Genomic DNA, 23,124 nt, shown 5'->3' with positions numbered 1-23,124 from the left:
TGCTAGGGTTGTGATCCCCAAAAGTTGGGGGTGTAGACTACGCAACCAATTGGCGAGCAGTGGTTCCTAGAAACTGGCAAAGCTAGAGGGCCGCCAACTGGACCACGCCCACCAGTTTCTCGCTCAGCTCCCAGAGCAACTTGGCTTTGGCCTCATCCTTTGCTTCGTCAGAAACCTCCTGGTTAAAGGGCCTGGCATTCTTCCGTTGCCGGTTGCCCCAGCTCCAGTAGAATCCCGACTGGCGAAATTCGGGATCGGCCACCACCTGCGCCACCCGCTCGCCGGCCAGCTCTTGGGAGACATAGCCACCGGTGATGTATTTTTGAAACCAGGGGAAAAGCTTTTGGAACAAGGGATAGTGATGGCGGAAGAGGCCGCTTTCCGCCACACAGCCGGGGTAAAGGGAGAGAAAGGTGATGCCGGTGCTCTCGTGGAAGCGGCGGTGCAGCTCCCGCATGGTGATGATGTTGCAAACTTTGCTGTCTTTGTAGGCCTTGACGGGATCGAACTTGCCGCCGTCGGCCATGCTGATGGGTTCCTTGAAGCCCTGGGCAAAGCCCCGCAGATCCCCTAGGTGAGGCTGGGGTGGGATCTTGCCTCCCAGCTCTTTGGGGTTGTGGGTAACCGTTCCTAAGATTACCAGCCGCCGATCCGGGTAGGGGGAGCGCTTGAGATCCTCCAGCATCAAGTGGCAGAGGAGGAAATGTCCTAGGTGGTTGGTGGCCATGGTTAGCTCATAGCCCTCGGGGCTGCGCAGGGGCTGCTTGAGCAGGGGCATGTAGATGGCGGCGTTGCACACCAGGGCATCCAGAGAACGGCCCGACTGACGGAACTGCTCGACAAACTGCCGCACGCTGGCCAGGCTGGCCAGATCAATTGGCATCAGGCTGTAGCTCCCCTCTGGGATCCCCACCTGCTGGGCCATCCGCCGGCCCTTGTCCGGATCCCGGCAGGCCATGACCACGTGCCAGCCCCGCTTGGCCAAAGCCAAGGAGGCATACAGGCCAACGCCTGAGGAAGCACCAGTAATCACGACGGTGGGTTGCATTTGTCCTTCCATATCCAACTCCTAGACTGTTTCCTGAGGGGGGATCCCTCAGATCCCTGCAGGATCCATCTTGGAGTGGAAAGGGGTCTAGACAAGGAATTGATAAGGTTTGCGACGCTTTTCCGGGCCATTCCCTTCATTTTTAGATACAAGCTCGGCCTTGCCGGCTCAGGTAGATCTAGGTGGGCAAAGCCGCACCGCTGTTGCGAACGAGGACTAAAGAAGGCCGCTAGGGCTTCCCAGCACAATGGGCAACCTCGCCAACGCACCTTCTGCCTTGACGTGGGTTAGCTAAGCTCGTAGGCGAGCAGGTACGTTTCTTCGGGTAGGCATTTTGCCTAGGCTAAAGTTGGCTCCGCCTTTGGCCTGCGTGCTCGCTCAAGAGCAAGGAGCAACTACCGTCAGCTCGACGGGAAGTGACGCCTGTGGAGATCCCTCTAGTGGGGTAGTGGAGTGAACTCTGCTGCTAGCTATGGGTCGTGGAAGCAGGAAGAAAGCCTCAACCTGGAGCACAAGTCCGCTTTTGTCCGGGGTTGTAGAAGTCTTTCAGAGCGGATCAAAGGCAAAGGTAATCTGCACAGCCCCCGTGGAATCCACCTCAACCTTGCGCAGGACTTCCCGCAGGTAGGCGCGGCGCTCGCTTTCGCTGAGATCCTGCCAGAAGGGCAGGATGGAGAGGGTTTGGACGGTCTGGGTGAGGTTGGCAGGGGGGAGCTGCTCTAGCTTTTGGGCCAAGCGGGCTGTCTCTGCTCGCAACTGGTAGCAGCGCTGGGCTAGCGAGGGCTCGTCCAGCAGGCCGGCTTGTCGCAGCTCTTCCAGTTGCCGCAGCCGCTCGGCGTTGGCCTGGAGTTGGGCCTGGAGCTGTTGGCGAGTTTGGGCTAGAGCCTGCCGATCCAGCGTCTGGAGCCGTTGGGGCAACTGCTCACAGACCTGTCGAATCACCTCCTGCAGGACTTCAGCGTAGCGGAGGCTATAGCGGCAGGTTTGGCAGCGCAGGTAGAGGTAAGAAGAGCCGTTCCTTTTGCCCTTGCTGGGGGTTGTTTGCACAATGCGTAGCAGGCTGCCACAGGCCCGGCAGTGGACGAGTCCGGCCAAGGCGCGGGAGGCGCTGGCGCTGCGGCGCGGGATCCCTTGGTTGCGTTTCAGCCAGCGATCGATCTGGGCGGCTTCGGTGCGGCTGAGGAGAGCTGGGTGAGTATCGCGCAGAACAGTACCGTCGGCGTAGGCCAGATCCCCCCGGTAGACCGGGTTGAGCAGCCAGTTGCGCCCGGTGGCTACTGAGATGCGCTTGTGGTGCTTCTCCGCAATGAAGCGCACCGCCTGCCGCAGAGATCCGTAGAGGAGAAAGTGCCGGAAAAAATCCTGAACAATGGGGGCCTGGCGGCAATCGGGGATATAGCGACCCCCTTCGCGGCGGTAGCCAAAGGGAGGCGGCCCGGGGGGAGGCTTGCCTGCCAGACGGCTTTGAGCCTGGCTTTGACGGCGACGGCGGCTTTGCAGGTGATGGGGAACCTCAGCTAGCAGCGGGATCCACTCGCCAGCAGTGCTAGGGGTTTGTAGGCCATCTGCCCTGACCAGGCTAAGGCGGACCCCAGCCTGTTGGATTTGCAGCAGCCGCCCGTGCACCTCATCCAGCTGATCTCCCAAATCCGCCAGGCGCACCAGCAGCACCTGATGCACCGAGCCACTGGCCACGCCCTGCAGCAGCTCCTCCAGGTAGGTACGGGATCCCCAGTCGTGCCAGAGAGGATCAGCCCCGTGGGCTTTTAGCCAAGCCAGCTCCTCTTCTGGCCAAGGAGCATAGGCCGGCGTGTAGAGGTAGCCGCAGACGCCCATGGACAAATCTCCTGCCACCGCCGCTGCCCTCCTGCTCGGCTGCCCCCCTGCGATCCCAGGTGAAGGCCGCGACGGCCAGGCCAGCGCGCCTCAGGCCGCCTGCCCTATTCCGCTGCTGTTGCCGCATATTCCAGCTCTTCTTCTGCCACCCTCAAGGGTGCCTCCTCGACCTGTTCCGCCTGTCCTTGCTTGGCAGCCCGCAGTTGCTCGCGGTACTTGGCTGCCATTTCCTCGGCTTTCTCGTAAACCAGCTTGGGATCCCGCAGCATATCGCCGGGATTGGGCTCCAGCTGCTTAGTTGATAGCGAGATCCGGCCCCGCTCCGCGTCTAGGTCGATGATCATCACCTTCACTTCGTCGTTGACGTTAAAGACGCTGTGGGGTGTGTCGACGTGCTCGTGGGAGATCTCGGAAATGTGCAGCAAGCCGGAAACGCCGCCAATGTCAATGAAAGCACCGTAGGGCTTGATGCCGCGCACCGTGCCAACCACCACCTCGCCCACCTCTAGCTTGTTCATCTTCCGCTCCACTAAAGCCCGGCGATGGCTCAACACCAAGCGGTTGCGGTCTTCGTCCACCTCGAGAAACTTCAAGGGCAGCTCCTCGCCCACTAGCTCTTCCTTGGGCTTGCGGGTGCTGATGTGGGAGCCGGGGATAAAACCGCGCAGCCCCTCGATGCGCACCAGGGCGCCCCCGCGGTTGGTGGCAAAAATGGTGGCCCGCACCGTGGCATCCTCTTTTTGGAGCTGGCGCACCCGTTCCCACGCCCGCATGTACTCAATGCGGCGGATGGAGAGGGTCAGCTGCCCCTCCTCGTTCTCTTCAGTGAGGATGAAGAACTCGCGCGTCTCTCCGGGCTGGAGTACCTCGTGGGGATCTTCCACCCGGCTGATAGACATCTCCTGCAGCGGCAAGAAGGCAGCGGTTTTGGCCCCAATGTCGATTAACGCGCCACCCGGTTCCACCGAAAATACTGTGCCGGTTACAATTTCGCCGGGGCTGAAGCGATAGTCGTACTTGTCCAGGAGAGCGGCAAAGTCCTCGGTGGTAAAACCTACGTCGGCAGCAGCGGTAACTCGAGTCATAGGGGCTTACTAGCAGAGCAGTTGCGCAAGTTCAAACCACAGCCAGACCTAGACTAGGAGAAGGCATGGGCATGCCTCCACCTTCACACCCAAAAGGGTAGGTCTTGGAAACACTATCCTAGCTTAAAAAAGAAGCTCTTGTAGCAAATTTCCTCGCCCTCCTGCCAAGCTAGTAAGAAAGTAGCCCAGGGAGCGTTGGGAGAAAGGCAGTTGCATTTCATTGACCAGGTGGAGATTGAGGTGCAGGGGGGAAATGGGGGGGATGGCATTGTGGCCTTCCGCCGCGAGAAGTACGTGCCTGCCGGCGGACCCTCGGGCGGCAATGGGGGGCGGGGCGGCTCGGTGATCCTAGTGGCAGATCCGGGGCTGCAGACTTTGCTGGACTTTCGCTTCCAGCCAGTCATCAAAGCCGAAAACGGCTCAAAAGGAGGACCCAACCAGCGCACGGGGGCCAGCGGGGCGGATCGGCTGGTGCGGGTGCCCTGTGGCACGATGGTGTTCAACGCAGAAACGGGCGAGCTCCTTGGAGATCTGGTGCAGCCAGGGGATCAGCTGCTGGTGGCCCGGGGCGGCAAAGGGGGCTTGGGCAACGCCCACTTCTTGAGCAACCACGATCGCGCCCCCCGCCGTTTTACTAGGGGCCAGCCGGGGGAGCGGGTGCGGCTGCGCCTGGAGCTGAAGCTCATTGCTGAAGTGGGGATCGTCGGCCTGCCTAACGCCGGCAAGTCAACCTTGATTTCCGTGATCTCCTCCGCCCGGCCTAAGATTGCCGATTACCCCTTCACCACGCTACAGCCCAATTTGGGGGTGGTGCCCCATCCCTCGGGCGATGGGGTGGTGTTTGCCGATATTCCCGGTCTCATTGAGGGAGCCCACCGAGGGGTGGGACTGGGGCATGACTTTTTGCGCCATGTGGAGCGCACGCGGCTGCTGATTCATTTGGTGGACGGCACGGTGGCCGATCCTGTCAGGGCTTACCAAGTTGTGCAGCAGGAGTTGCGCGCCTACGGCCACGGGCTCATCGACAAGCCGCAGATTGTGGTTTTAAACAAAATCGACGCCCTCGAGCTGCAGGAGGTTGTCGAGCGAACCCAGCGGCTTGCAACCGCCGTCGGCGCTCCAGTCTTGGCCATCTCGGCAGTGGCCAGGCAGGGTTTGGATGCTCTCCTGCAGCAAGTGTGGCAGAGTCTGGGCCGGGATCCAGAGCCCCCTCGACCTGGGGGCAAGATCCAGCTAGCGGCGCCTCAAGAGAAGCCTAGAATAGGAGTGCCCCCGCTTCCCCCAAGCCCAGAGATGAGTGGCTATGTACGTCCCCGAGGAGGATCTGCCACCCGACTTGCGCCAGATTAAGCGGGCCGTTGAGCAGGCGACGCAGGCAAGGGCAGGATCCTGTCTGGAGCTGGCAATGCTGCTGCGCCTGTTGGAAGATCTGCACCGCACCATTTTGGAGGGAGCCTTCCAAGAAGCTTTGCCCAACACCCGGCAAGAGCTCTATCAAGTGCTTCAAGAACTAGAGGAGGCAGGTGACTGGCCCTACCTGCCGCGTTTGCACATCCAGGCGCTGATGCAGCAGCTCAAAGACTGGCCGCAGAGCTCCCTGTCGGTGCCGCCCACCCCTCGTCCTGTGGTGGAGGTCTCGGAAAGCCGTTCTGAGTCTTGACGTTTTCTGATGGCCGAATACTTCAAGCTCCATCCCCAACACCCCCAGCCTCGCTCCATCCAGCGCATTGCAGCCGCGCTCCGCGAGGGGGCGGTCATGCTTTATCCCACCGACACGGTCTATGCCATCGGCTGCGATGTCACTCACAAGCAGGCAGTGGAGCGGGTGCGGCACATCAAGCGGCTTTCTAACGACAAGCCTCTTACCTTTCTGTGCCCTTCGCTTTCCCAGATTGCTCAGTATGCCCAGGTGAGCGATCCCGCCTATCGGCTGATGCGGCGGCTGATCCCTGGCCCGTTTACGTTTTTGTTGCCAGCCACCAAGCTGGTGCCTCGGTTGGTGATGGATCCCAAGCGAAAGACCACTGGCATCCGCGTGCCCGATTCGGCCATCTGTCAGGCGCTGTTGGCCGAGTTGGGTAACCCCATCGTCTCCACCTCGGCCAAGCTGGGCAGGGATCCCATCGGCTCGTTGGAGGTGGGCTTTGATCCGGCAGCGGATTGGGAGGAAGGGGGAATCTTTACCGCCGAGGAAATGCGCCAGTTGGAGAAGCAAGTGGATCTGATAGTGGATGACGAGGCTCCCTATCGGGCCCAGGTCTCGACCGTCATCGATCTCACAGGGCCGGAGCCGCTGCTGGTGCGGGCCGGGCTGGGCTACAAGCAGGTGGCGGATCTGCAGTGGGCAAAAGAGCCGGGCAATTGAGGCACAGACCCTGGGTTTTCCGCCTAGCTGCTTGCTCCTAGAATAGGGTCGTCCTGCCGGTATGGTCCCATGCCTGAAACCTTAGCTGAAAAAAAGTCGGCGCTGTTGCAGCTTTTGGAGACGACCGACCGGGGCCGCAGGGTTTCCCCTAGCCAAAAAAACCAGATTCTGGCTCACATTGCCGCCCTAGAAGTCCTCAACCCTACCCCTAACCCCCTAGCAGCTCCTGAACGGTTGGAGGGGACTTGGCTGAACCTGTTCACCACTAGCGCCGCTTTGTTGCGGCTGGCCCCTTTGCCCCTTTTGACCACCGGCGAGATCTATCAGTGCATTCGAGCCCAAAAGAGCCAAGTCTTTAACGTGGCCGAAATCCAGGGAGCCGGCTGGCTGCCGCGGGGGATCTTGGCGGTGGCAGCCCGCTTCTATCCGGCGTCGGAACAGCGGGTCAAGGTGCTGTTCGAGCGGCTGCTTGTGGGACTCCAGGCGTTGATGAGCTACGAGATCGAGAGTTTTCTCTATCTGCTCGAACGGGATCCCGACCGGATCCCGGCTATCAAGATTGACCTGGGTTGTCGCAAGCCAACGGGCTGGCTGGATATCACCTATTTGGACGAGGATCTGCGGATTGGCCGTGGCAGCCAAGGGAGTCTCTTCGTGCTCAGGCGGGTGGGCGAAGGCAGTAGCTAGCTGGAGACGCACTACCCCACGGCTAAAGCCGGGGGTCTTCACCTCGCGTTTTCTCGATGAGAGCGAAGCTGATCTCACAGAGGGTCTCCAGGGCCCGGTAGGACGCTTGCAACGCCTGCAACTTCTCTTGGGACTGTTCCAGTTGCCGGGCCCATTCCTCTTGTTGAGAGTGCAGCTTTTGGTTTTCCCATTTTGTGCACTGTAGAAGGCGCTCGAGTTGCTGCTGCCGCTGCTGGAGCTGGGCTTGCTCTGCTTTTGCCTGCTGTAGTTGGATCCCTTGGCGTTCCAATTCTGCCTCCAGGGCAGCAACTTGGGATTGCAGCTGGCGCAGCGCTTGCTCTGGGCTAGGCTTGGGTCGTAGTCGCGGCTGGCCGCCGTGATCGGCAGGATCAAACGGAGATAGAGCTTCTAGCAGCGCTTCTCGGAAGCTGCCCCAAGAGGTCGACTGCAACGCCAGCCGGGCCAGCCACCAAACCCCGTAGGCAGCCCCTAGCCCGGCCACTAGGCCAGGGATCCCAGCCAAGGAGAGGGAAACCTTGGGCAGAGTCGGCAGGATCTGATCCAGCAGAGCCACCACCCCGGCGAAGACGAGGAGCCCGCTCCCTGCAGCAGCAGCACCGGAGATCCAAAAGGAGCGGACAAGCCTCGTCATCGGGTAGGCCAAGAAACCAAAGCCCTAAGGGGCCCACACAACGCCTGCCACCCCCCAGTTTATCCCGTCGCTCTTGCTAGGGCACCTGCCAAGCTCGTTGGTGATAGCTCTCCAAGGAGGCCCAGGGATCCGCTCCTGCTGCAGGGGCATGGTGGTGTTCAGAGTGATGGTGGTGAGGACCGTGCCCATGGGAGTGATGGTCGTGGGGATGAGGATGGGCATGCCCCGCTCCCAGCTCTGCACTCACCGCCAGGCGAAACTTGCAGAGGTGGCAGTTCCCTGGAGTTTGGCCCTGGAGAGCCTCCTGCTCCAGTTGCTGCAGGCTGTGCAGCACCGTATCCACTATGCCCAATTCTGGCAGCATCAGCCAGTCAATCTCGGGGTGGCAGCGCCGCTGCTCCTGCACTGCCGCCTCGATTCTTTTCACCAGTACCCCTGTAAAGAGAAAATAGGGCAACACGAGAACCCGGCGCGGCTGCCAAGAGAGGGCTCGCTGCAACCCCACGGGCAGGCGCGGATGGGTAATGCCGATAAAGCAAGTCTCCACGGCCGCAAACCCAGACCCTTCCCAGAGCAGTCGAGCCAGCTTACAGGCTTCGGCGTTGGCTTCGGGATCACTGGAGCCGCGGCCGACAAAGAGCAGCACCGTCTCCGCTTCCGGGATCCGCTGCGGCTGGGCGGCCAGCAAAGTGGCCATTCGCTCCCGCAGCATTTGCAAGATCTCAACGCGGATCCCCAGCGGCGCGCCGTAGTGGACGCGCAACTGCGGGTGGAGGGCCTGGAGGCGATCCAGCTCTGTGGTCACGTCGAACTTGTTGTGGCGCGCCCCAAACAGCAATAGCGGCAGAGCCACGATCTCCTGCCACCCCTGGGCCAAGCAGTGTTCCACCCCTTGGGCAATGGTCGGCTGGGCCAGCTCCAGAAAGCAAGGGATCACCGGCCGATGGGGGGTGAGAGCTTGGTAGGTCTGGGCCAGCTCCAGGAAGGCTTGCTGTCCCTCCGGGTCACGGGATCCGTGGCCGATGAGCAACAAGGGCAAGGACGCAGAAGGGGACTGCCCAACGGTAGGGGAAGGAGAAAAACTGAGGGTATTCAACACGAAAACTCCGTTCCTTGGGAATTGCAAAGGTCCAGGAAAAAGCAGGTGGGTGTTTTCGCTGAGGGAGCGGATTGGCGCCGCACTTTCCCCAGCCTGCCTGGGCCTTTTAGGCTAGCCTGCCGCTAGTTGTTCACCAAGGCCCCCCAGGGGGATTGCCGCCTCCGGGGAGATAATTCCAGATCCTTGTCTTGATCCCTAACTCCCTCCTCTCCGAGCAAGAGGGACTGGGGGTGAGGGCTGAAAGTGCCGCAGGCGCAGGGCATTGGCCACCACCGAGACAGAGCTGAAGGCCATGGCTGCCCCCGCCAACATGGGGTTGAGCAGCCAGCCGGTGAAGGGATAGAGCGCCCCGGCAGCAATGGGGATCCCCAGGACGTTGTAGATAAAGGCAAAGAAGAGGTTCTGGCGAATGTTGGCAAGGGTAGCCCGGCTAAGTTGGATGGCGGCAGCCACACCCCGCAAATCGCCCGATACCAGGGTAATGTCGCCGGTGGCCATGGCCACGTCCGTGCCCGTCCCCATGGCAATCCCCACATCGGCCTCAGCCAGGGCCGGCGCATCGTTAAGGCCGTCTCCCACCATCACCACCCGCCCCTGAGGCCGCCTAAGCTGGCGAATCAAGGCTGCCTTCTGCTCAGGACGGACTTGGGCAATGACTCGCCGGATCCCGACCTGCCGGGCAATGGCTTGGGCAGTGGTGGGGTTGTCGCCAGTCAGCATAACCACCTCCAGCCCCATCTGGTGCAGCTGCTGCACAGCTTCAGCGGAAGTGGGCTTTAGCGGATCGGCAATGGCCAGCAGTCCCAGAAAACTCTCCCCTTGAGCCACGCCAATGACCGTTTTGCCCTCGTTCTCCCAAGCTTGAGCCCGCTCCTTGCTGGCGGGATGGCAAGGGATCCCCATCGCCTGCAGCCAGCTCAGCCGACCAACACGCACCGGCTGTCCCTCTACCCAGGCTTCTATCCCCTCGCCTACTCTTGCCTGGAAGTTCTGGGCTGGCGGGAGCGCGATCCCTTCTGCTTCGGCTTTTTGCACCACTGCCCGGGCTAGCGGATGTTCTGAGTACTGTTCTGCCGCAGCCGCTAGACGCAACAGCCCTAGGGGAGAGGAGGCTGGAGTCCAGATATCGGTAACAGCGGGACGGCCAGCGGTGAGAGTGCCGGTTTTGTCCAAGACCACCGTGGCGAGGCGATGGGCCAAAACCTCCAAGCTCTCAGGCCGCTTCACCAGGATCCCCAGCTCTGCTCCTCGCCCTGTGGCCACCTGGATCGAGGTGGGGGTGGCCAAACCCAAGGCACAAGGGCAGGCAATGACCAGCACCCCAACGGCATTGACCAAAGCCAACGTTGGCTTGCCCGCCAGTCCCCACCAGAGCCCAAACGTTACCGCCGCCACTCCAATGACCGCCGGCACAAACCACGAGGTCACTCGATCTGCCACCTGCTGAATGGGAGCTTTGGATCCCTGAGCTTCCTGCACCAGGCGCACGATCTGGGCCAAAAGCGTATCTTTGCCTACCCGCTGGGCCTTCATGACAAAGCTGCCGGTCTGGTTGAGAGTGGCCGCGATAACCTCATCCCCCACCGATTTGACGACAGGCAGGCTTTCCCCGGTTACCATCGACTCATCTATCGCCGAGGAGCCTTCCAGGATTACACCGTCCACCGGCACCTTCTCGCCGGGGCGCACGCGGATGCAATCTCCTACTTGCACCTCCCCAATTGGGATCTCCTGTTCCACCCCCTGGCGAATTACCCTTGCGGTTTTGGGCTGCAGCCCCATCAGCTTGCGGATGGCCTCGGAGGTTTGGGCTTTGGCCCGCTGCTCCATCCACTTGCCCACCAGCACCAGCGTGACGACCACGGCCGCTACTTCGTAGTACACCTCGGGGTGCAGCCCTTGCCGGTGGAAGAAGTCGGGAAAGAGGGTGGCAAAAAGGGAATGGAAGAAGGCGGCACTGGTTCCCAAGGCCACCAGGGTGTTCATATCGGCCGTTCGCCGCCGCCAAGCCGCCCAGGCCCCGCGATAAAACGGCTGGCCCACCCAAAACTGCACCGGTATTGTCAGCAGCAACTGCAGCCACGGATCCTGCAGGGGCAAGCCGGGGATCTCCCTCCCCAGCATCGTCGGCAACGATCCCACTAGCAGCGCCGTGCTGATGCCTACTCCTATTGCCGCCCGTTGGGCAATCCGCTCTGGATCCGTCGGCTCCAGCGGTTGCCAATCGTCTTGGATGAGGTGGGCCCGATACCCCGCCTGCTCCACCGCCTGGATCAAGGCTTGGGGGCTCACCAGCCGGGGATCCCCTTGAACAATCGCCTGTTCGCTGGCAAAGTTCACCGTTTGCGCCGTCACCCCTGGCACCTGGCCCAGCGCCCGTTCAATGCCGGCAGCGCAGGAGGCACAGCTCATACCCTGGATGGCCAAGCGCCAAGTGCCGGCAGCAGATGGGGCAGAGGGGTTGGGGGTACTAGAACCAGACATGGCTGCCCTCCGAGTAAAAGCAACGCCAAAGCCTCCTTCCTCCCAACAATGAGGAAAACCCCAGCCGGGAGCTCTGTCCTGCCGACGTCGCTACGCCGGCGGATAGCCCACTTGGGCAAGAACCTGCCGCCAGTCCGTGTCTGTCTGCGCGGAGAGAATCCGCACCTGCTTAGTCTTGGGATCCGCTTCCACTTGGGCCTGGGGATCCCGTTGCCGCACCGCCTGGGCAATGGTCTCCACACAAGCCGAGCAGGCCAGCTTGGGCACCGTCAAAACAACCTGCATCCTGAAAAGCCTCTACACCTCCATAGCTCGATGCTAAGCCTTGCAGGGGGCTAGAAGGTCAAGGGGAGGGAGGCGGATCGTCCAGGTTCCAGCGGTAGTCCACTTGGTAGCCCCGCTGGCGCCACTCTTCTTCCAGTTGCAACTGTTGGGTGAGGGCCTTGCGCAAAGAGGTGATCAGCTCTTGCGTGCGGCCGCGGTTGCCAAAATCCTGTTCCTCGACTGCCGGAAACGTCTGCCGCTCCAAAACCCGCAGCAGAAACTCATAGTGGATGTGGGCTGGCACCGGAATCCGTTTCATCGATCTAGAAGGGATCCATCTTGGTGGCTGGCGAAAAGTTTACGGGGACAACAGGGAGCGCACCCCTTGGCCAGGATCTGGCTGCGTGACCAGGGCTTCCCCCACCAGCACGGCGCGCACCCCCCAGGCTTGCAACTGCTGCAGATCGGCGAAGGTGTGGATGCCAGACTCGCTGACCACCGGCAGATCCCCCAGGCGATCCCGGTAGGCGGCCAGGAGGTTGCGTGTCGTCCTTAAGTCGACTGTAAAGGTTCTCAAGTCGCGATTGTTGATGCCAATCAACACCCGCCCCTTGGCCTGTTGCAGTTGCGGCAAGGCTAAGACTCGCTCCAGCTCCTGAGCGGTATGCACCTCCAGCAAAGCCGCCATGCCCAATCGCTGAACGAGCTTGAGGAAGTAGCCCAAGTCGGCATCCGAGAGAATGGCGGCAATCAGCAGCACCGCATCCGCTCCTAGGCTGCGGGCCCAGAGGATTTGGTAGGGGTAGAGGATGAACTCCTTGCAGAGGATGGGGATCCCTACTGCCTGGCGGATCTGGCGCAGGTACTCGCCGCTGCCCTGAAAAAACCGCTCATCTGTAAGCACCGATAGGCAACTGGCCCCCCCTGCTTCATAGCTGCGGGCAATGGCCACTGGGTCAAAGGGATCCCGGAGGATGCCGCGGCTAGGAGAGGCCCTTTTCACCTCAGCAATGAGAGAGACGGGGTGGGGGGATTGGGTGAGAGCGGCCACGAAATCCCGCACGGGGGGAGCCTGCTCCAGTTGCCGTTGCAATTCCTTGAGAGGAAGCTGCTCCCGCTGGCGCTCCACCTCCTGCTCTTTGTGCCAGACAATGGCTTCCAAAATGTGGCGCGGCTCAGCCTCGGGCGCTGCTATCTGGTAGACCTGCGAGGCGACCACCACTGCTGGGGCAGGGGAACGCCGACGAATAGCAAGCGGTTCACTCTGCAGCTCCATATCGCCCCTGACCAGAACCTTTCACCTCACCCTAGATCACTCTAGGGCTAAGCGGCCAGTTTGAATAGCTACTCCAGGTTTCCCCAAGCAGCCTCTGGCAAAGGCGTTTTTTTTACCCTATCGTTGAGGTTGGGATCAGCAACTGAGATGGCGGGTTAACCTGCAAGTTGAGCGGCGGCCCTAAAGCAGGATTGAGGTTATTGCGGTCCACGTTTGAGGGGGTTAGGCGTGCTGTACCTAGCAGAGCTCTCCAAGCCACTTGGATTTGCCAAGTCGTCTCTGCAACTACTAGCTAAGCAACAGCAGGACAACACCTGGGTGGCCGTCAACGAAGAATCCATCACCCTGGATGGCCGCATTGCTCAAGAAGCCGGGCGCTTCAAGGATGGGGCGCTGGTGCTAGCAGAGGTCTCTGGCAACCGTCAGGTAACTCGCATCAGCGAAGCTGCTCGCCAAGTGGTAACCTACCTGCAAAGTTTCAGCCAACTTCAGCAAAAAGTCCGCAGCCAAGAGGAAGAGATCGAGAATTGGCGCAAGTCCCTCACCTTTCAGGCCCAAGAGCTCACCCGCCGCGAGATGGAGCTGGCTGCCCAAGAAGAGGAGGTGCAGCGGCTGTACGAGCAATACAAAGCGGTCGAGGAGGAGCGCAAACTTCTGGAGAGTCTCAAAGAGGAGCTGACCAACCAGCAAGCCTATCTGGCTGAGCAACAGCGCCTGATTGGAGAGCAGCGAGAAGCTCTCAACCGACAGCGGCAGGAACTGGAAGCTCGCTCCAGCCGCCTTAGAGAAGCCGAAGCAGCCCAGCTCCAGACTTTGTTGCAAGAAGTTCAAGAACATTTAAGCTTCTCTACGGCGCCCCTGGATCTTCTGCAAAGTTTAAAAGGCCAGGTTCAGCAGCAGCAGGAGCACTTCCACCACCAGATGGCCCAACTGGAGCAGGAGCGACAGCAAGCCCAACTTTGCCAGGAGGAGCTGGAGCGGGACTACCAAGCCTGGCGGGAGCGCCGCGCTGCCTGGTGGGGATCCCGCCATGCCCTCGAGCAAAGCCAGGCCAGCTGGCAGGTTCAGCAGCGATCCCTGCAGCTTTACCAAGAGCAACTGCAGAGGATCCTCCAGCAGTTGCACTCTCAGGAGAGCCTCCAGCAAAAAGCCTACCGCTTGGTTCAGGAGTACGACTTCATCGTTGACGGCAGCCGCAACGGAGGGGAGGAGGTGGCGGTCTCAGTGGAGGAGCTGGCGGCTTTGGTTAGCCAAATGCGCCGGGACTACGAGCAGCGGGCGGCCCAGGTTAGCCAGCAGCGGGCTGAGCTGGAGCAGAACCGGCAAACCTTACAGGGGTTACAAGCGCGGCTGGCCACCGCCTCTCCCGAGGAACGGTTTGACCTCGAAATGGAGATCGACTACGCCCAGGCTGCCTGTAGCGCCCTAGAAGAAGCTCTGCTGCCCCAAGAGAAAAACCTGCAGCGGGAGTACGAGGAACTAGCCCGCCACGAGGCTCGCCTCAAGCAGCTACAGAATCAGGCTGCCGCTCCGGTTCGAGTGGATATTGGCCCCCTCCTGGGACAGATGGCCGAGCAAAAGCAGGAGCTGCTCCAGGAAAAAGACCGCCTGCAAACGCTTGTCCACCAACTGGAAGCTTCCCTCTCAGCTCAACAGGAGCAACTGAACCGCCAACAGCAGGACCTGGAGCAGGAGTGGCAACACCTGGAGCAAGAGGAGGAGGCCCTGCGGGCCCGTGCCCAGGCAATGGCCGAAACCTGGGGGCGCCTCAACCAACTGCAAGCTGCGCTTGCTGCTGAGCAAGAGCGCTGGGCAGAGTGGACAGGGTATCTGGGGCAGTTGGAGGCGGAGCTGAGTCGATACCAAGAAGGGAGCTCCAGCGCCTGGGCTCACCTCCAGCAGGTGCAGGCCCTCTTGGCTGGCCTTGCCCAGGGATAAGCCTTAAGCCTGTCCTAGAGCCTAAGCGCCTTCTAGGGAGCGCAGGGGCAAAGCCGGGATCCTCTTCCTCGCTTGTTGGTTTCAGCAGTTTTTACTTATGTCCACCCCTTCCACTAGCAGCGAAGCCGCTCAACGGGCTGCCCGCCTAGAAAAGGTCCGCCACCTGCAGGAGCAAGGGATCCTGCCCTATGCCTATTCTTTTCCCGTTACCCACCTAGCTGCCGAGTTGCAGGCGCAATTTGCTGACCTGGAGCCTGGCGGGGAGCGGGAGGATGTCCAGGTGGCCGTGGCTGGGCGAATCCGAGCGCGGCGAGTGATGGGTAAACTCGCTTTCTTGACTCTGCAAGATCGCTCTGGCACCATCCAGCTTTACCTGGAGAAGCAGCGGCTAACAGAGCGCATGGGGGAGGTGGCTTTCAAGAACCTAGACAAGCTCATCGACGTGGGCGACTGGCTGGGGGCCAGGGGCTGCCTCAAGCGCACCGAAAAAGGGGAGCTGTCGGTGTGGGTGGACGAATACCAGATCCTGACCAAGGCCCTGCTGCCTCTGCCTGACAAGTGGCACGGCCTGCGGGATGTGGAAAAACGCTACCGCCAGCGCTACGTCGATCTCATCGTCAACCCCGAGGTCAAACAGACCCTGCTCGACCGCGCCAAGATCATCCGCTCCCTGCGGCAGACCTTGGAAGAGCGAGGGTTTGTGGAAATTGAAACGCCGGTGTTGCAGGTCATCCCCGGTGGGGCAGAGGCGCGGCCCTTTGTAACCCACCACAACGCCCTGAATCTAGATCTCTACCTCCGTATTGCTACCGAGCTGCACCTGAAACGGCTGGTGGTGGGCGGGATCGAGCGGGTTTACGAGATTGGGCGGGTCTTTCGCAATGAGGGGATCTCCACCCGCCACAACCCGGAATTTACCTCCCTGGAGGCCTACCAAGCCTTTGCCGACTATCACACGATGATGGAGCTCACCGAAACCTTGGTGTGCAACGCCGCCCTGGCTGTGCGGGGATCCCTGCAGCTTACCTACCAAGGGGAAGCCATCGACCTCACCCCCCCCTGGCGACGGGTGACGATGCAAGAGCTGGTGGAAGAGGCCACTGGCATCTTCATCGATGTAGAAAAAGAGTGCTCTGAGGAGCTCTTGCCCGCCTTGGCCGCGCAAGGGATCCCCAATCTCTCACCCCAGGACTCTCCTGGCCAGTTGCTGGTCAAGGCCTTTGAGCACTGCTGTGAAAGCCGCCTGCGCCAACCCACCTTTGTCCTGGACTATCCCCTGGAGGTATGTCCGCTCACCAAGCCTCACCGCAGCAAGGCAGGGCTGGCCGAGCGCTTTGAGCTGTTCATTGTTGGGCGGGAGACCGCCAACGCCTACTCGGAGCTCACCGATCCGGTGGATCAGCGGCGGCGGCTGGAGGCCCAGGCAGCCCTAAAGGCAGCTGGCAAGGAAGAAGCCCACTTTCTTGACGAAGACTTCCTCACGGCTCTGGAATATGGCCTTCCTCCCACGGGCGGTCTTGGCCTAGGCATTGACCGCCTGGCGATGCTGCTGTGCGATGCTCCCAGCATTCGGGATGTCATCGCCTTTCCCCTGCTGCGGCCCGAAAGCTCTGCCCAAGAAAAAGCCCCCGAATAGGGGCCTAGGCTTGCAGAAGGGCTTTACATCATTACATCATTCCCGGCTTGCTCGGGCGGCCTTTGGCCGGCTTGGGCTCCGGCTTCTCGACGACCACGGCCTCCGTGGTGAGGTACATGGCGGCAATGGAAGCCGCATTTTGCAGGGCCAAGCGCACCACCTTGGCCGGGTCTACAATCCCGCGGGCAAACATGTCCACATACTCGGCGGTCAGGGCGTCGAGGCCGTAGGGCATCTCTTGCTCCAGAACCTTTTCCACCACTATTGATCCCTCCAGCCCAGCGTTGTGGGCAATCTGATAGAGCGGCGCCCGCACGGCCTGGTAGACAATGTCTGCCCCCACCTGCTCTTCGGCATTCAACTTGGCCTTAAAGTCTGGGATCCCCTTGGAAAGGTGGAGTAGCGTCACCCCCCCGCCAGGGACAATCCCTTCCTCCACGGCTGCTCGCGTGGCGTTGAGAGCATCTTCAATGCGCAGCTTGCGGTCTTTGAGCTCGGTCTCGGTGGCAGCTCCCACCTTGATGACCGCCACCCCGCCAACCAGCTTGGCAATTCGCTCCTGCAGCTTCTCGCGGTCGTACTCAGAATCGGTGGTCTCCAGCTGCTTGCGGAGCTGAGCTACCCGCTTTTCTACGGCCGCCTTAGTACTGCCATCGGTAACAATGGTGGTCTTGTCGCGGGTAACCGTGATCTTGCGGGCCGACCCCAGCATGTCCAGGGTGACATTCTCCATCTTGACGCCAATTTCCTCCGAGATGAGCCGGCCCCCGGTGAGGATGGCGATGTCCTCCAGCATGGCCTTGCGCCGCTCCCCAAAGGAGGGAGCCTTCACCGCCACCGCATTCAACACTCCCCGCAGCTTGTTGACCACTAGGGTAGCCAGGGCTTCTCCCTCCACATCTTCGGCAATCACCAGTAAGGGCCGCCCCTCCCGGGCCAGCCGCTCCAGCAGAGGCACCAGCTCCTGCACGTTGGAGAGCTTGTTGCTCGTGATGAGCAGATAGGCGTTTTCGTATTCCGCTACCATCCGCTCGGTATCGGTGATGAAGTAGGGAGAGATGTAGCCGCGGTCAAACTGCATTCCCTCCACTACTTCCAACTGAGTTTCCATCGACTTGGACTCTTCGACCGTGATCACCCCCTCTCGCCCCACCGCATCCATGGCCTTGGCGATCATCTCGCCTACCTCGCTGTCGTTACCGGCAGAGATAGTGGCCACCTCGGTGATGGTCTTGCGATCCTCCACCCGTTTGGCCTGGGCGGCAATCTTCTCCACCAGGTAGGCGGTGGTCTTTTCAATGCCGCGCCGCAGGGCTACAGGGTTAGCTCCTGCCGCAACGTGCTTTAGCCCCTCCTGGATCATGCTCTGGGCCAGGATGGTGGCTGTACTGGTGCCATCCCCGGCCGCGTCGTTGGTTTTGCTGGCCACCTCCCGCATCAACTGGGCACCGGCATTTTTCAAGGGATTGGCCAACTCAATTTCTTTAGCAATTGTTACTCCGTCGTTAACAATCTGAGGAGCGCCAAATTTCTTCTCTAGAACCACATTGCGCCCCTTAGGGCCAATCGTAACCTTGACTGCGTTTGCTACTTGATTGATGCCCTCTTCTAGAGCCTTGCGGGCCTCTTCCTTAAACAAAATCTGCTTTGCCATAGAATCCCTGATCCTCGCTATCTCAACTAGCAACTAGGCCACTTGTTCTAAGTGCTACCGGGCAGAGCGGGATCCTGCGAGATCCACAGCGACCCCTTCCCTTGGCTAGGTCAAGAGTTAGCACTCTGGAACCTCGAGTGCTAATCTAGCCCAAAGGCGGCAGCCTCAGCAAGATGGCCTGGATGCAGAGATAGCAGGCGGAAGCAGGGAACACTCACGAACTGTCGCTGATGAGGATGTCAGGAAACTGGGCTTGGGCTTCGCTAATGGGGCGGTCGCGCCCACCATTTTGCCAGTAGTTGATGAGCTCAGTGGCTTGGTTGAGCAAGTTGATGCGATCTTCCTCACTAATCCAGCTTTTGCTTTCCAGTTCAGCCTTAAGCTGTTCCCAAGCATCATCTCGGGGCCAGAAGAAGTAGCGGGTGAGAGGACTGCGGTTTTTGGCCACTACTTGATCCACTGCAATGGCCAAATCGTTTTGCAGCCACAAGGCTTTTAGGGCAAATTTCGGCAAGGCTTGTTTCTCCTTAGATGAAACGACAAGATACAAGCCCGACCTGAGCCGGGCAAAGTTCTATTGTAAACTACCCGCCCTCATGCCAGGGTAGAACACTTCGTCTCCCTAGGGGTAGCCCTGACGGACCTCTAGGCTGGTTTACCCAAAAGCCGCCAAAGTCTGCACCCCCCTGCCAGCCTCGCCTTGGATTGCGCTCAGGACTTTATTGCCGCCTTGCGGCTCCGACGGCAGCAGTTCCTATCTACTAGAAGGTAGTGCCCCTGCAGATTTGCTGCCGACGGGCTGGCCTAGCCCTGCTCTTTTTCTTGCGGAGCCTGAAGGGTAGGATGGGGGAGAGGAATGCCTACAGCCAGCTTTAATGGACGACAAGACCGCCCTAGAAACCCTCTCCGTGGTCATGACCACCGTGGGCTCCGAAGCCGACGCCCATCGCCTGGCCCACACCCTAGTGGCCGAGCGCTACGTGGCCTGTGCCCAGGTGCTGCCCCCGATTACCTCCTACTACCGCTGGCAGGGATCCCTGCAGACAGAGAAAGAATACTTGCTGCTGCTTAAGTTGCCCAGCAGGGCTTATCCCCGCCTGGAACAGCGGCTGCGGGAGCTCCACCCCTACCAGGAGCCGGAGATCCTGGCTCTGCCGGCTGCTCAGGTAAGCGCTACCTATCTGGCGTGGGCCCGAGAGCAGGTAGGCTAAGAAAAGCGGTACCCTCTCTAGCATGATTGCCCTCTACCCCGGCAGCTTCGACCCCATCACCTTTGGCCACCTCGACATCATCGAGCGGGCCAGCCGTCTGTTTTCCAAAGTCATCGTTGCAGTCCTGAAAAACCCCAACAAAACGCCTCTGTTTACTCCTGAGCAGCGGCAAGCCCAGATCCTCCTCTCTGTTGCCCACCTAAAAAACGTTGAGGTCGACACCTTTTCCGGCCTGACGGTGGCCTACGCCCGCCAGCGAGGGGCAAAAGTCATTGTGCGCGGCTTGCGGGTGCTATCTGACTTTGATGTCGAGCTGCAGATGGCCCACACCAACAAGCTCCTGGCTCCTGAGTTGGAAACCCTTTTCCTTGCTACTGCTAGCGAGCACAGCTTTGTCAGTAGCAGCTTAGTTAAGGAAGTGGCCAAGCTGGGCGGCCCCATTGACCACCTGGTACCCCCGCCGGTGGCTCAAGATCTGCGGGAGCGTTTCCCCTTAACTTGACCCGCTCTGTCCCCAACTACGAAAACAGGGCCTTGAGCTCTTGCAACGTCTTTCTCACCTTGGCCTGGGCAGCTTCCACCTCTGGTTGGTCGTAGGCTTTGGCGGCAAAGTCCAGTTCTTCCAAGCTGCGGCCCATTTCCTTGGCCAAGCGCAGCATCTCCCGCTTTTGCTGCTGGGGCAAGGTGTTTGCCAGGCTGGTTAGGGTCTTGCGGGTCAGGCCCATCGGCCCGTGAATGAAGGAGCGGATCTCCAGCCAATCCTCAGCGTCCACCAGGCTCTGCAGCCGCTCTACGTGTTGCTCTAGCTGCTGTAGCTCTCGGGGCAAGGCGGCAGCCGCCTGGACAGGAAGGGATCCCAGCCACAGGCCCAACGTTAGGATGGCAAGTAGCAGCAAACTGCGCCAGCGACGCATCATCCTCCACCTCCCACCTGTCTTCACCGGCTTGACTCTTGGCCATTACTTTCTCAGCAACCATATAGTGTACCTGTTGACTGCCCTCCAGCCCTTAGCTGCTCGGAGGAGAAAAGAGCAAATCGGTTAGCCTAGAACTGTAAAAGAATGTAAACGGCGCTCCCATGCAACGCATCATCCTCATGACTGGCAAGGGAGGGGTCGGCAAGACCTCGATGGCAGCGGCGACCGGCTGGCGTTGTGCCGAGCTTGGCCTAAAAACCCTGGTGCTGAGCACCGATCCGGCCCACTCCCTGGCCGACAGTTTCGACCAACCCTTGGGCCACGAGCCGGTGGAGGTCAAACCCAACCTCTGGGGAGCGGAGCTGGATGCCCTGCAGGAGCTGGAACTGAACTGGGGATCCGTCAAGGCCTACATCACGCAGGTGTTGCAGGCCCGCGGGCTGGACGGCGTGCAGGCGCAGGAGCTGGCGGTGCTGCCGGGGATGGACGAGATCTTTGCCCTGGTGCGGGTCAACCGCCACTACGACGAAGGCAAGTTCGATGTGCTCATCATCGACTCAGCCCCTACTGGCACGGCTTTGCGCCTCCTCAGCTTGCCCGATGTTTCCGGCTGGTACATGCGCAAGTTCTACAAACCTTTACAGGGGTTGGCGCGGGTGCTGCGCCCTATTGCCGAGCCGATTGTTAAAGGGCTAACCGGGATCCCCCTGCCAGATGACCAGGTGCTAGATGCCCCCTACGAGTTCTACCAGAAGATCGAGCGGCTAGAGCGCATCCTTACCGACAACCGCATCACCTCAGTGCGCCTGGTCACCAACCCCGAAAAGATGGTGATCAAGGAGTCCCTGCGGGCGCATGCCTACCTCAGCCTCTACGGCGTCGCCACCGATTTGGTGATCGCCAACCGCATTTTGCCAGAAGGGGTGGTGGATCCCTACTTTGCCGCCTGGAAGGCTGCCCAGCAGAAGTATCGCCAGCAGATCCACGAGGACTTTGCTCCTCTACCGGTGGTGGAGATCCCGCTTTACCCCGAGGAGCTGGTGGGGTGGGACGCCCTGGCCCGCCTGAAAAAGGATCTCTGGGGAGACCGCAACCCGGCGGAGGTGTTCTACGCTGAGCAGACAATGCAGGTGGTTACCGACAACGGCCAGTACCGCCTAGACCTCTACTTGCCCGGGATCCCCAAAGAGCAGGTGGAGCTGAGCAAAACTGGCGACGAGCTCAACATCCGCATTGGCAACCACCGCCGCAACCTGGTGTTGCCCCAGGCTCTAGCGGCCATGAAGCCGGCACGAGCCAAAATGGAAGAGGACTACCTGCGCATTCACTTTGCCGCCTGAGGGAGCTGCTAGCGGGGAATACCTATCTCTGGAGGCTGTGATGCACCATCCCGCGCATCCATCGCCAACCGTGGCCCCCATCCATGTGGTGGGCGGGGGGCTGGCAGGGACAGAAGCCGCCTGGCAAATCGCCCAACTGGGGGTGCCTGTTATCCTCTCGGAGATGCGCCCTGTGCGGCAAAGCCCGGCCCACCATACGGATCTACTGGGAGAGCTGGTGTGCAGCAATTCCTTCGGGGCCATAGCCAGCGATCGAGCGGCAGGGCTGCTTAAGGAAGAGCTGCGCCAACTGGGATCTCTGGTGATCGCCACCGCGGATCGCCACGCTGTGCCGGCAGGGGGGGCCCTAGCTGTGGATCGGGCTCGCTTTAGCCAGGCCCTGACAGAAGCCATTGCCAACCATCCTCTCATTACCCTGCGCCGGGAGGAGGTGACCGAGATCCCAGAAGGGATAGCTGTCCTCTGCACCGGCCCCCTGACCAGCGAGCCCCTAGCCAAGGCGCTGCAAGCCTTCACCGGCCTGGAATACCTGAGCTTTTTTGACGCTTCCAGCCCCATTGTTACCGGGGATTCCCTCAACCGCGCAGTAGTGTTTCAGGCTTCTCGCTACGACAGAGGAGAGGCGGCCTACCTCAACTGCCCTATGACAGAGGCGGAGTACGAGCGCTTCTGGCAGGCGCTGGTGGAGGCAGAACAGGTGCCCCTTAAGGATTTTGAAAAAGAGGAGCGCAAGTTTTTCGAGGGCTGCCTGCCCATTGAAGAAATGGCCCGCCGCGGCAAAGACACCCTCCGCTTTGGGCCCTTGAAGCCGGTGGGGCTGGTGGATCCCCGCACGGGATCCCGGCCCTATGCGGTGGTGCAGCTACGCCAGGAGGACCGAGCAGGCAAGCTGTGGAACCTGGTGGGCTTTCAGACCAATCTGAAGTGGGGAGAACAGCAGCGGGTCTTTCGCCTCATCCCCGGCCTGGAAGCAGCGGAGTTTGTCCGCTTTGGCGTGATGCACCGCAACACCTTTTTGAACTCGCCGCAGCTTTTGCTGCCTACGTTGCAATTTCGCCGCCGTCCGACCCTGTTGGCTGCCGGCCAGTTGGTGGGCACTGAAGGCTACGCCTGCGCCGTGGCGGGGGGGTGGCTGGCCGGACAGAACGCCGCTCGCCTGGCTCTGGGGCTGCCTTTGATCACGTTGCCGCCGGAGACGATGATGGGATCCCTGTTTCAGTTCATCAGCAGCGCCGATCCCAAGTACTTCCAGCCCATGCCAGCCAATTTTGGCCTCTTGCCGGAGCTGGAGGGGCAAAAGGTTCGCAGCAAACAAGAGCGCTATGGTCGTTACCGGGATCGCGCCTTGGCTGCCCTGGCGGCAACGGGGCTGGTGCGCCAGGTGCAAACTGCCTGAGTTCCTTACCCTCCAAGCGCAAACGGCTGGCTAGCCTGGATTGACATACTCCCCGCCCTGAAGGGCATTCGCGACAGCGGGCCGTAGGCCGGGGATTCTCGTTCTTGGTTCCACAAGCGCACTTACCATGTCAGGTTGCCCCTTCATGGCAGCGGTGCCGCTCTCCCCAAGCGTTCCCCCTTCCGGGGCGGTTCCCTCCTCGCGCCAGCGGCGGGGAGCGCTTTGCCCTGAGGTAC

At 60.8% G+C, this 23,124-nt stretch carries 22 protein-coding genes; 10 read left to right on the top strand and 12 right to left on the bottom strand.

Translation table 11 applies throughout. The features are described 5' to 3' along the window. Positions 1-82 precede the first annotated feature (82 nt). The 3 genes from NW804_RS06655 to NW804_RS06645 form a co-directional block, all read right to left on the bottom strand. Positions 83-1,060 carry a protochlorophyllide reductase gene (locus NW804_RS06655; RefSeq protein ID WP_414423156.1) on the bottom strand — a complete coding sequence of 326 codons (978 nt, stop codon included), beginning with the start codon at positions 1,058-1,060 and terminating at the stop codon, positions 83-85. A 534-nt stretch (positions 1,061-1,594) separates the two neighbouring features. Beyond that, positions 1,595-2,884 carry a recombinase family protein gene (locus tag NW804_RS06650; protein WP_414423155.1) on the bottom strand — a complete coding sequence of 430 codons (1,290 nt, stop codon included), beginning with the start codon at positions 2,882-2,884 and terminating at the stop codon, positions 1,595-1,597. 104 nt (positions 2,885-2,988) lie between these two features. After that, positions 2,989-3,969 carry a 30S ribosomal protein S1 gene (locus NW804_RS06645; protein ID WP_414396080.1) on the bottom strand — a complete coding sequence of 327 codons (981 nt, stop codon included), beginning with the start codon at positions 3,967-3,969 and terminating at the stop codon, positions 2,989-2,991. 210 nt (positions 3,970-4,179) lie between these two features. Between NW804_RS06645 and obgE the strand changes: the two genes are divergently transcribed. The 4 genes from obgE (at position 4,180) to NW804_RS06625 (ending at position 7,021) form a co-directional block, all read left to right on the top strand. Beyond that, on the top strand, positions 4,180-5,319 hold the full coding sequence (obgE, locus tag NW804_RS06640; protein WP_414410251.1) for a GTPase ObgE: 1,140 nt from the start codon (positions 4,180-4,182) through the stop codon (positions 5,317-5,319). Continuing rightward, a complete protein-coding gene (locus NW804_RS06635) occupies positions 5,273-5,629 on the top strand; it encodes a hypothetical protein (protein WP_414410184.1) in 357 nt (118 codons plus the stop codon). Before obgE ends, NW804_RS06635 begins: the two co-directional genes overlap by 47 nt. A gap of 9 nt (positions 5,630-5,638) precedes the next feature. Beyond that, positions 5,639-6,334 carry an L-threonylcarbamoyladenylate synthase gene (locus tag NW804_RS06630; protein WP_414396083.1) on the top strand — a complete coding sequence of 232 codons (696 nt, stop codon included), beginning with the start codon at positions 5,639-5,641 and terminating at the stop codon, positions 6,332-6,334. 69 nt (positions 6,335-6,403) lie between these two features. Continuing rightward, on the top strand, positions 6,404-7,021 hold the full coding sequence (locus tag NW804_RS06625) for a PAP/fibrillin family protein (protein WP_414423154.1): 618 nt from the start codon (positions 6,404-6,406) through the stop codon (positions 7,019-7,021). A 22-nt stretch (positions 7,022-7,043) separates the two neighbouring features. Here NW804_RS06625 and NW804_RS06620 read toward each other — a convergent pair whose 3' ends face one another. The 6 genes from NW804_RS06620 to trpC all read right to left on the bottom strand — a co-directional run bounded on the left by NW804_RS06620 (position 7,044) and on the right by trpC (position 12,796). Continuing rightward, complete coding sequence (locus NW804_RS06620; RefSeq protein WP_414423153.1) at positions 7,044-7,673, bottom strand: hypothetical protein; 630 nt, start codon at positions 7,671-7,673, stop codon at positions 7,044-7,046. Positions 7,674-7,749: 76 nt separating this feature from the next. Further along, entirely contained in the window at positions 7,750-8,772 is a 1,023-nt protein-coding gene (locus NW804_RS06615) for a sirohydrochlorin chelatase (protein WP_414423152.1), read from the bottom strand. A 195-nt stretch (positions 8,773-8,967) separates the two neighbouring features. After that, positions 8,968-11,256, bottom strand: a complete 2,289-nt coding sequence (locus tag NW804_RS06610; protein WP_414423151.1) for a heavy metal translocating P-type ATPase — start codon at positions 11,254-11,256, stop codon at positions 8,968-8,970. Positions 11,257-11,346: 90 nt separating this feature from the next. Beyond that, a complete protein-coding gene (locus tag NW804_RS06605; protein WP_414396091.1) occupies positions 11,347-11,541 on the bottom strand; it encodes a copper chaperone in 195 nt (64 codons plus the stop codon). Positions 11,542-11,599: 58 nt separating this feature from the next. Then, positions 11,600-11,839: a DUF5340 domain-containing protein gene (locus NW804_RS06600; protein WP_414396092.1), complete on the bottom strand. Its 240-nt coding sequence runs from the start codon at positions 11,837-11,839 to the stop codon at positions 11,600-11,602. A 39-nt stretch (positions 11,840-11,878) separates the two neighbouring features. Then, on the bottom strand, positions 11,879-12,796 hold the full coding sequence (gene trpC / locus NW804_RS06595) for an indole-3-glycerol phosphate synthase TrpC (RefSeq protein WP_414396094.1): 918 nt from the start codon (positions 12,794-12,796) through the stop codon (positions 11,879-11,881). Between the two features lie 228 nt (positions 12,797-13,024). On the opposite strand from trpC, the gene hmpF reads away from it, so the two are divergent. Both hmpF and lysS read left to right on the top strand, forming a co-directional pair. After that, positions 13,025-14,734: a pilus motility taxis protein HmpF gene (hmpF, locus tag NW804_RS06590; RefSeq protein WP_414423150.1), complete on the top strand. Its 1,710-nt coding sequence runs from the start codon at positions 13,025-13,027 to the stop codon at positions 14,732-14,734. Positions 14,735-14,831: 97 nt separating this feature from the next. Beyond that, positions 14,832-16,370 carry a lysine--tRNA ligase gene (lysS, locus tag NW804_RS06585; protein WP_414396097.1) on the top strand — a complete coding sequence of 513 codons (1,539 nt, stop codon included), beginning with the start codon at positions 14,832-14,834 and terminating at the stop codon, positions 16,368-16,370. 31 nt (positions 16,371-16,401) lie between these two features. On the opposite strand, the gene groL is transcribed toward lysS, so the two are convergent. Both groL and NW804_RS06575 read right to left on the bottom strand, forming a co-directional pair. Then, positions 16,402-18,024, bottom strand: a complete 1,623-nt coding sequence (gene groL / locus NW804_RS06580; RefSeq protein WP_414405214.1) for a chaperonin GroEL — start codon at positions 18,022-18,024, stop codon at positions 16,402-16,404. A gap of 214 nt (positions 18,025-18,238) precedes the next feature. Next, positions 18,239-18,574 carry a 30S ribosomal protein PSRP-3 gene (locus NW804_RS06575; RefSeq protein ID WP_414410176.1) on the bottom strand — a complete coding sequence of 112 codons (336 nt, stop codon included), beginning with the start codon at positions 18,572-18,574 and terminating at the stop codon, positions 18,239-18,241. Positions 18,575-18,899: 325 nt separating this feature from the next. On the opposite strand from NW804_RS06575, the gene cutA reads away from it, so the two are divergent. Both cutA and coaD read left to right on the top strand, forming a co-directional pair. Continuing rightward, complete coding sequence (cutA, locus tag NW804_RS06570; protein ID WP_414405215.1) at positions 18,900-19,235, top strand: divalent-cation tolerance protein CutA; 336 nt, start codon at positions 18,900-18,902, stop codon at positions 19,233-19,235. A 22-nt stretch (positions 19,236-19,257) separates the two neighbouring features. After that, positions 19,258-19,737 carry a pantetheine-phosphate adenylyltransferase gene (gene coaD / locus NW804_RS06565; protein WP_414390724.1) on the top strand — a complete coding sequence of 160 codons (480 nt, stop codon included), beginning with the start codon at positions 19,258-19,260 and terminating at the stop codon, positions 19,735-19,737. Positions 19,738-19,753: 16 nt separating this feature from the next. Here the strand turns inward: coaD and psbQ are convergent, their stop codons facing one another. Beyond that, complete coding sequence (psbQ, locus tag NW804_RS06560; RefSeq protein WP_414410174.1) at positions 19,754-20,152, bottom strand: photosystem II protein PsbQ; 399 nt, start codon at positions 20,150-20,152, stop codon at positions 19,754-19,756. A 161-nt stretch (positions 20,153-20,313) separates the two neighbouring features. Between psbQ and NW804_RS06555 the strand changes: the two genes are divergently transcribed. Together NW804_RS06555 and trmFO are read left to right on the top strand one after the other, a co-directional pair. Beyond that, entirely contained in the window at positions 20,314-21,492 is a 1,179-nt protein-coding gene (locus NW804_RS06555) for a TRC40/GET3/ArsA family transport-energizing ATPase (RefSeq protein WP_414396102.1), read from the top strand. Positions 21,493-21,532: 40 nt separating this feature from the next. Then, positions 21,533-22,888 carry an FADH(2)-oxidizing methylenetetrahydrofolate--tRNA-(uracil(54)-C(5))-methyltransferase TrmFO gene (gene trmFO / locus NW804_RS06550; RefSeq protein ID WP_414423149.1) on the top strand — a complete coding sequence of 452 codons (1,356 nt, stop codon included), beginning with the start codon at positions 21,533-21,535 and terminating at the stop codon, positions 22,886-22,888. Positions 22,889-23,124: the final 236 nt, after the last annotated feature.

Source organism: Synechococcus sp. WC10meta (assembly GCF_047461475.1).
This window is presented reverse-complemented; position numbering and strand designations above follow the sequence as displayed.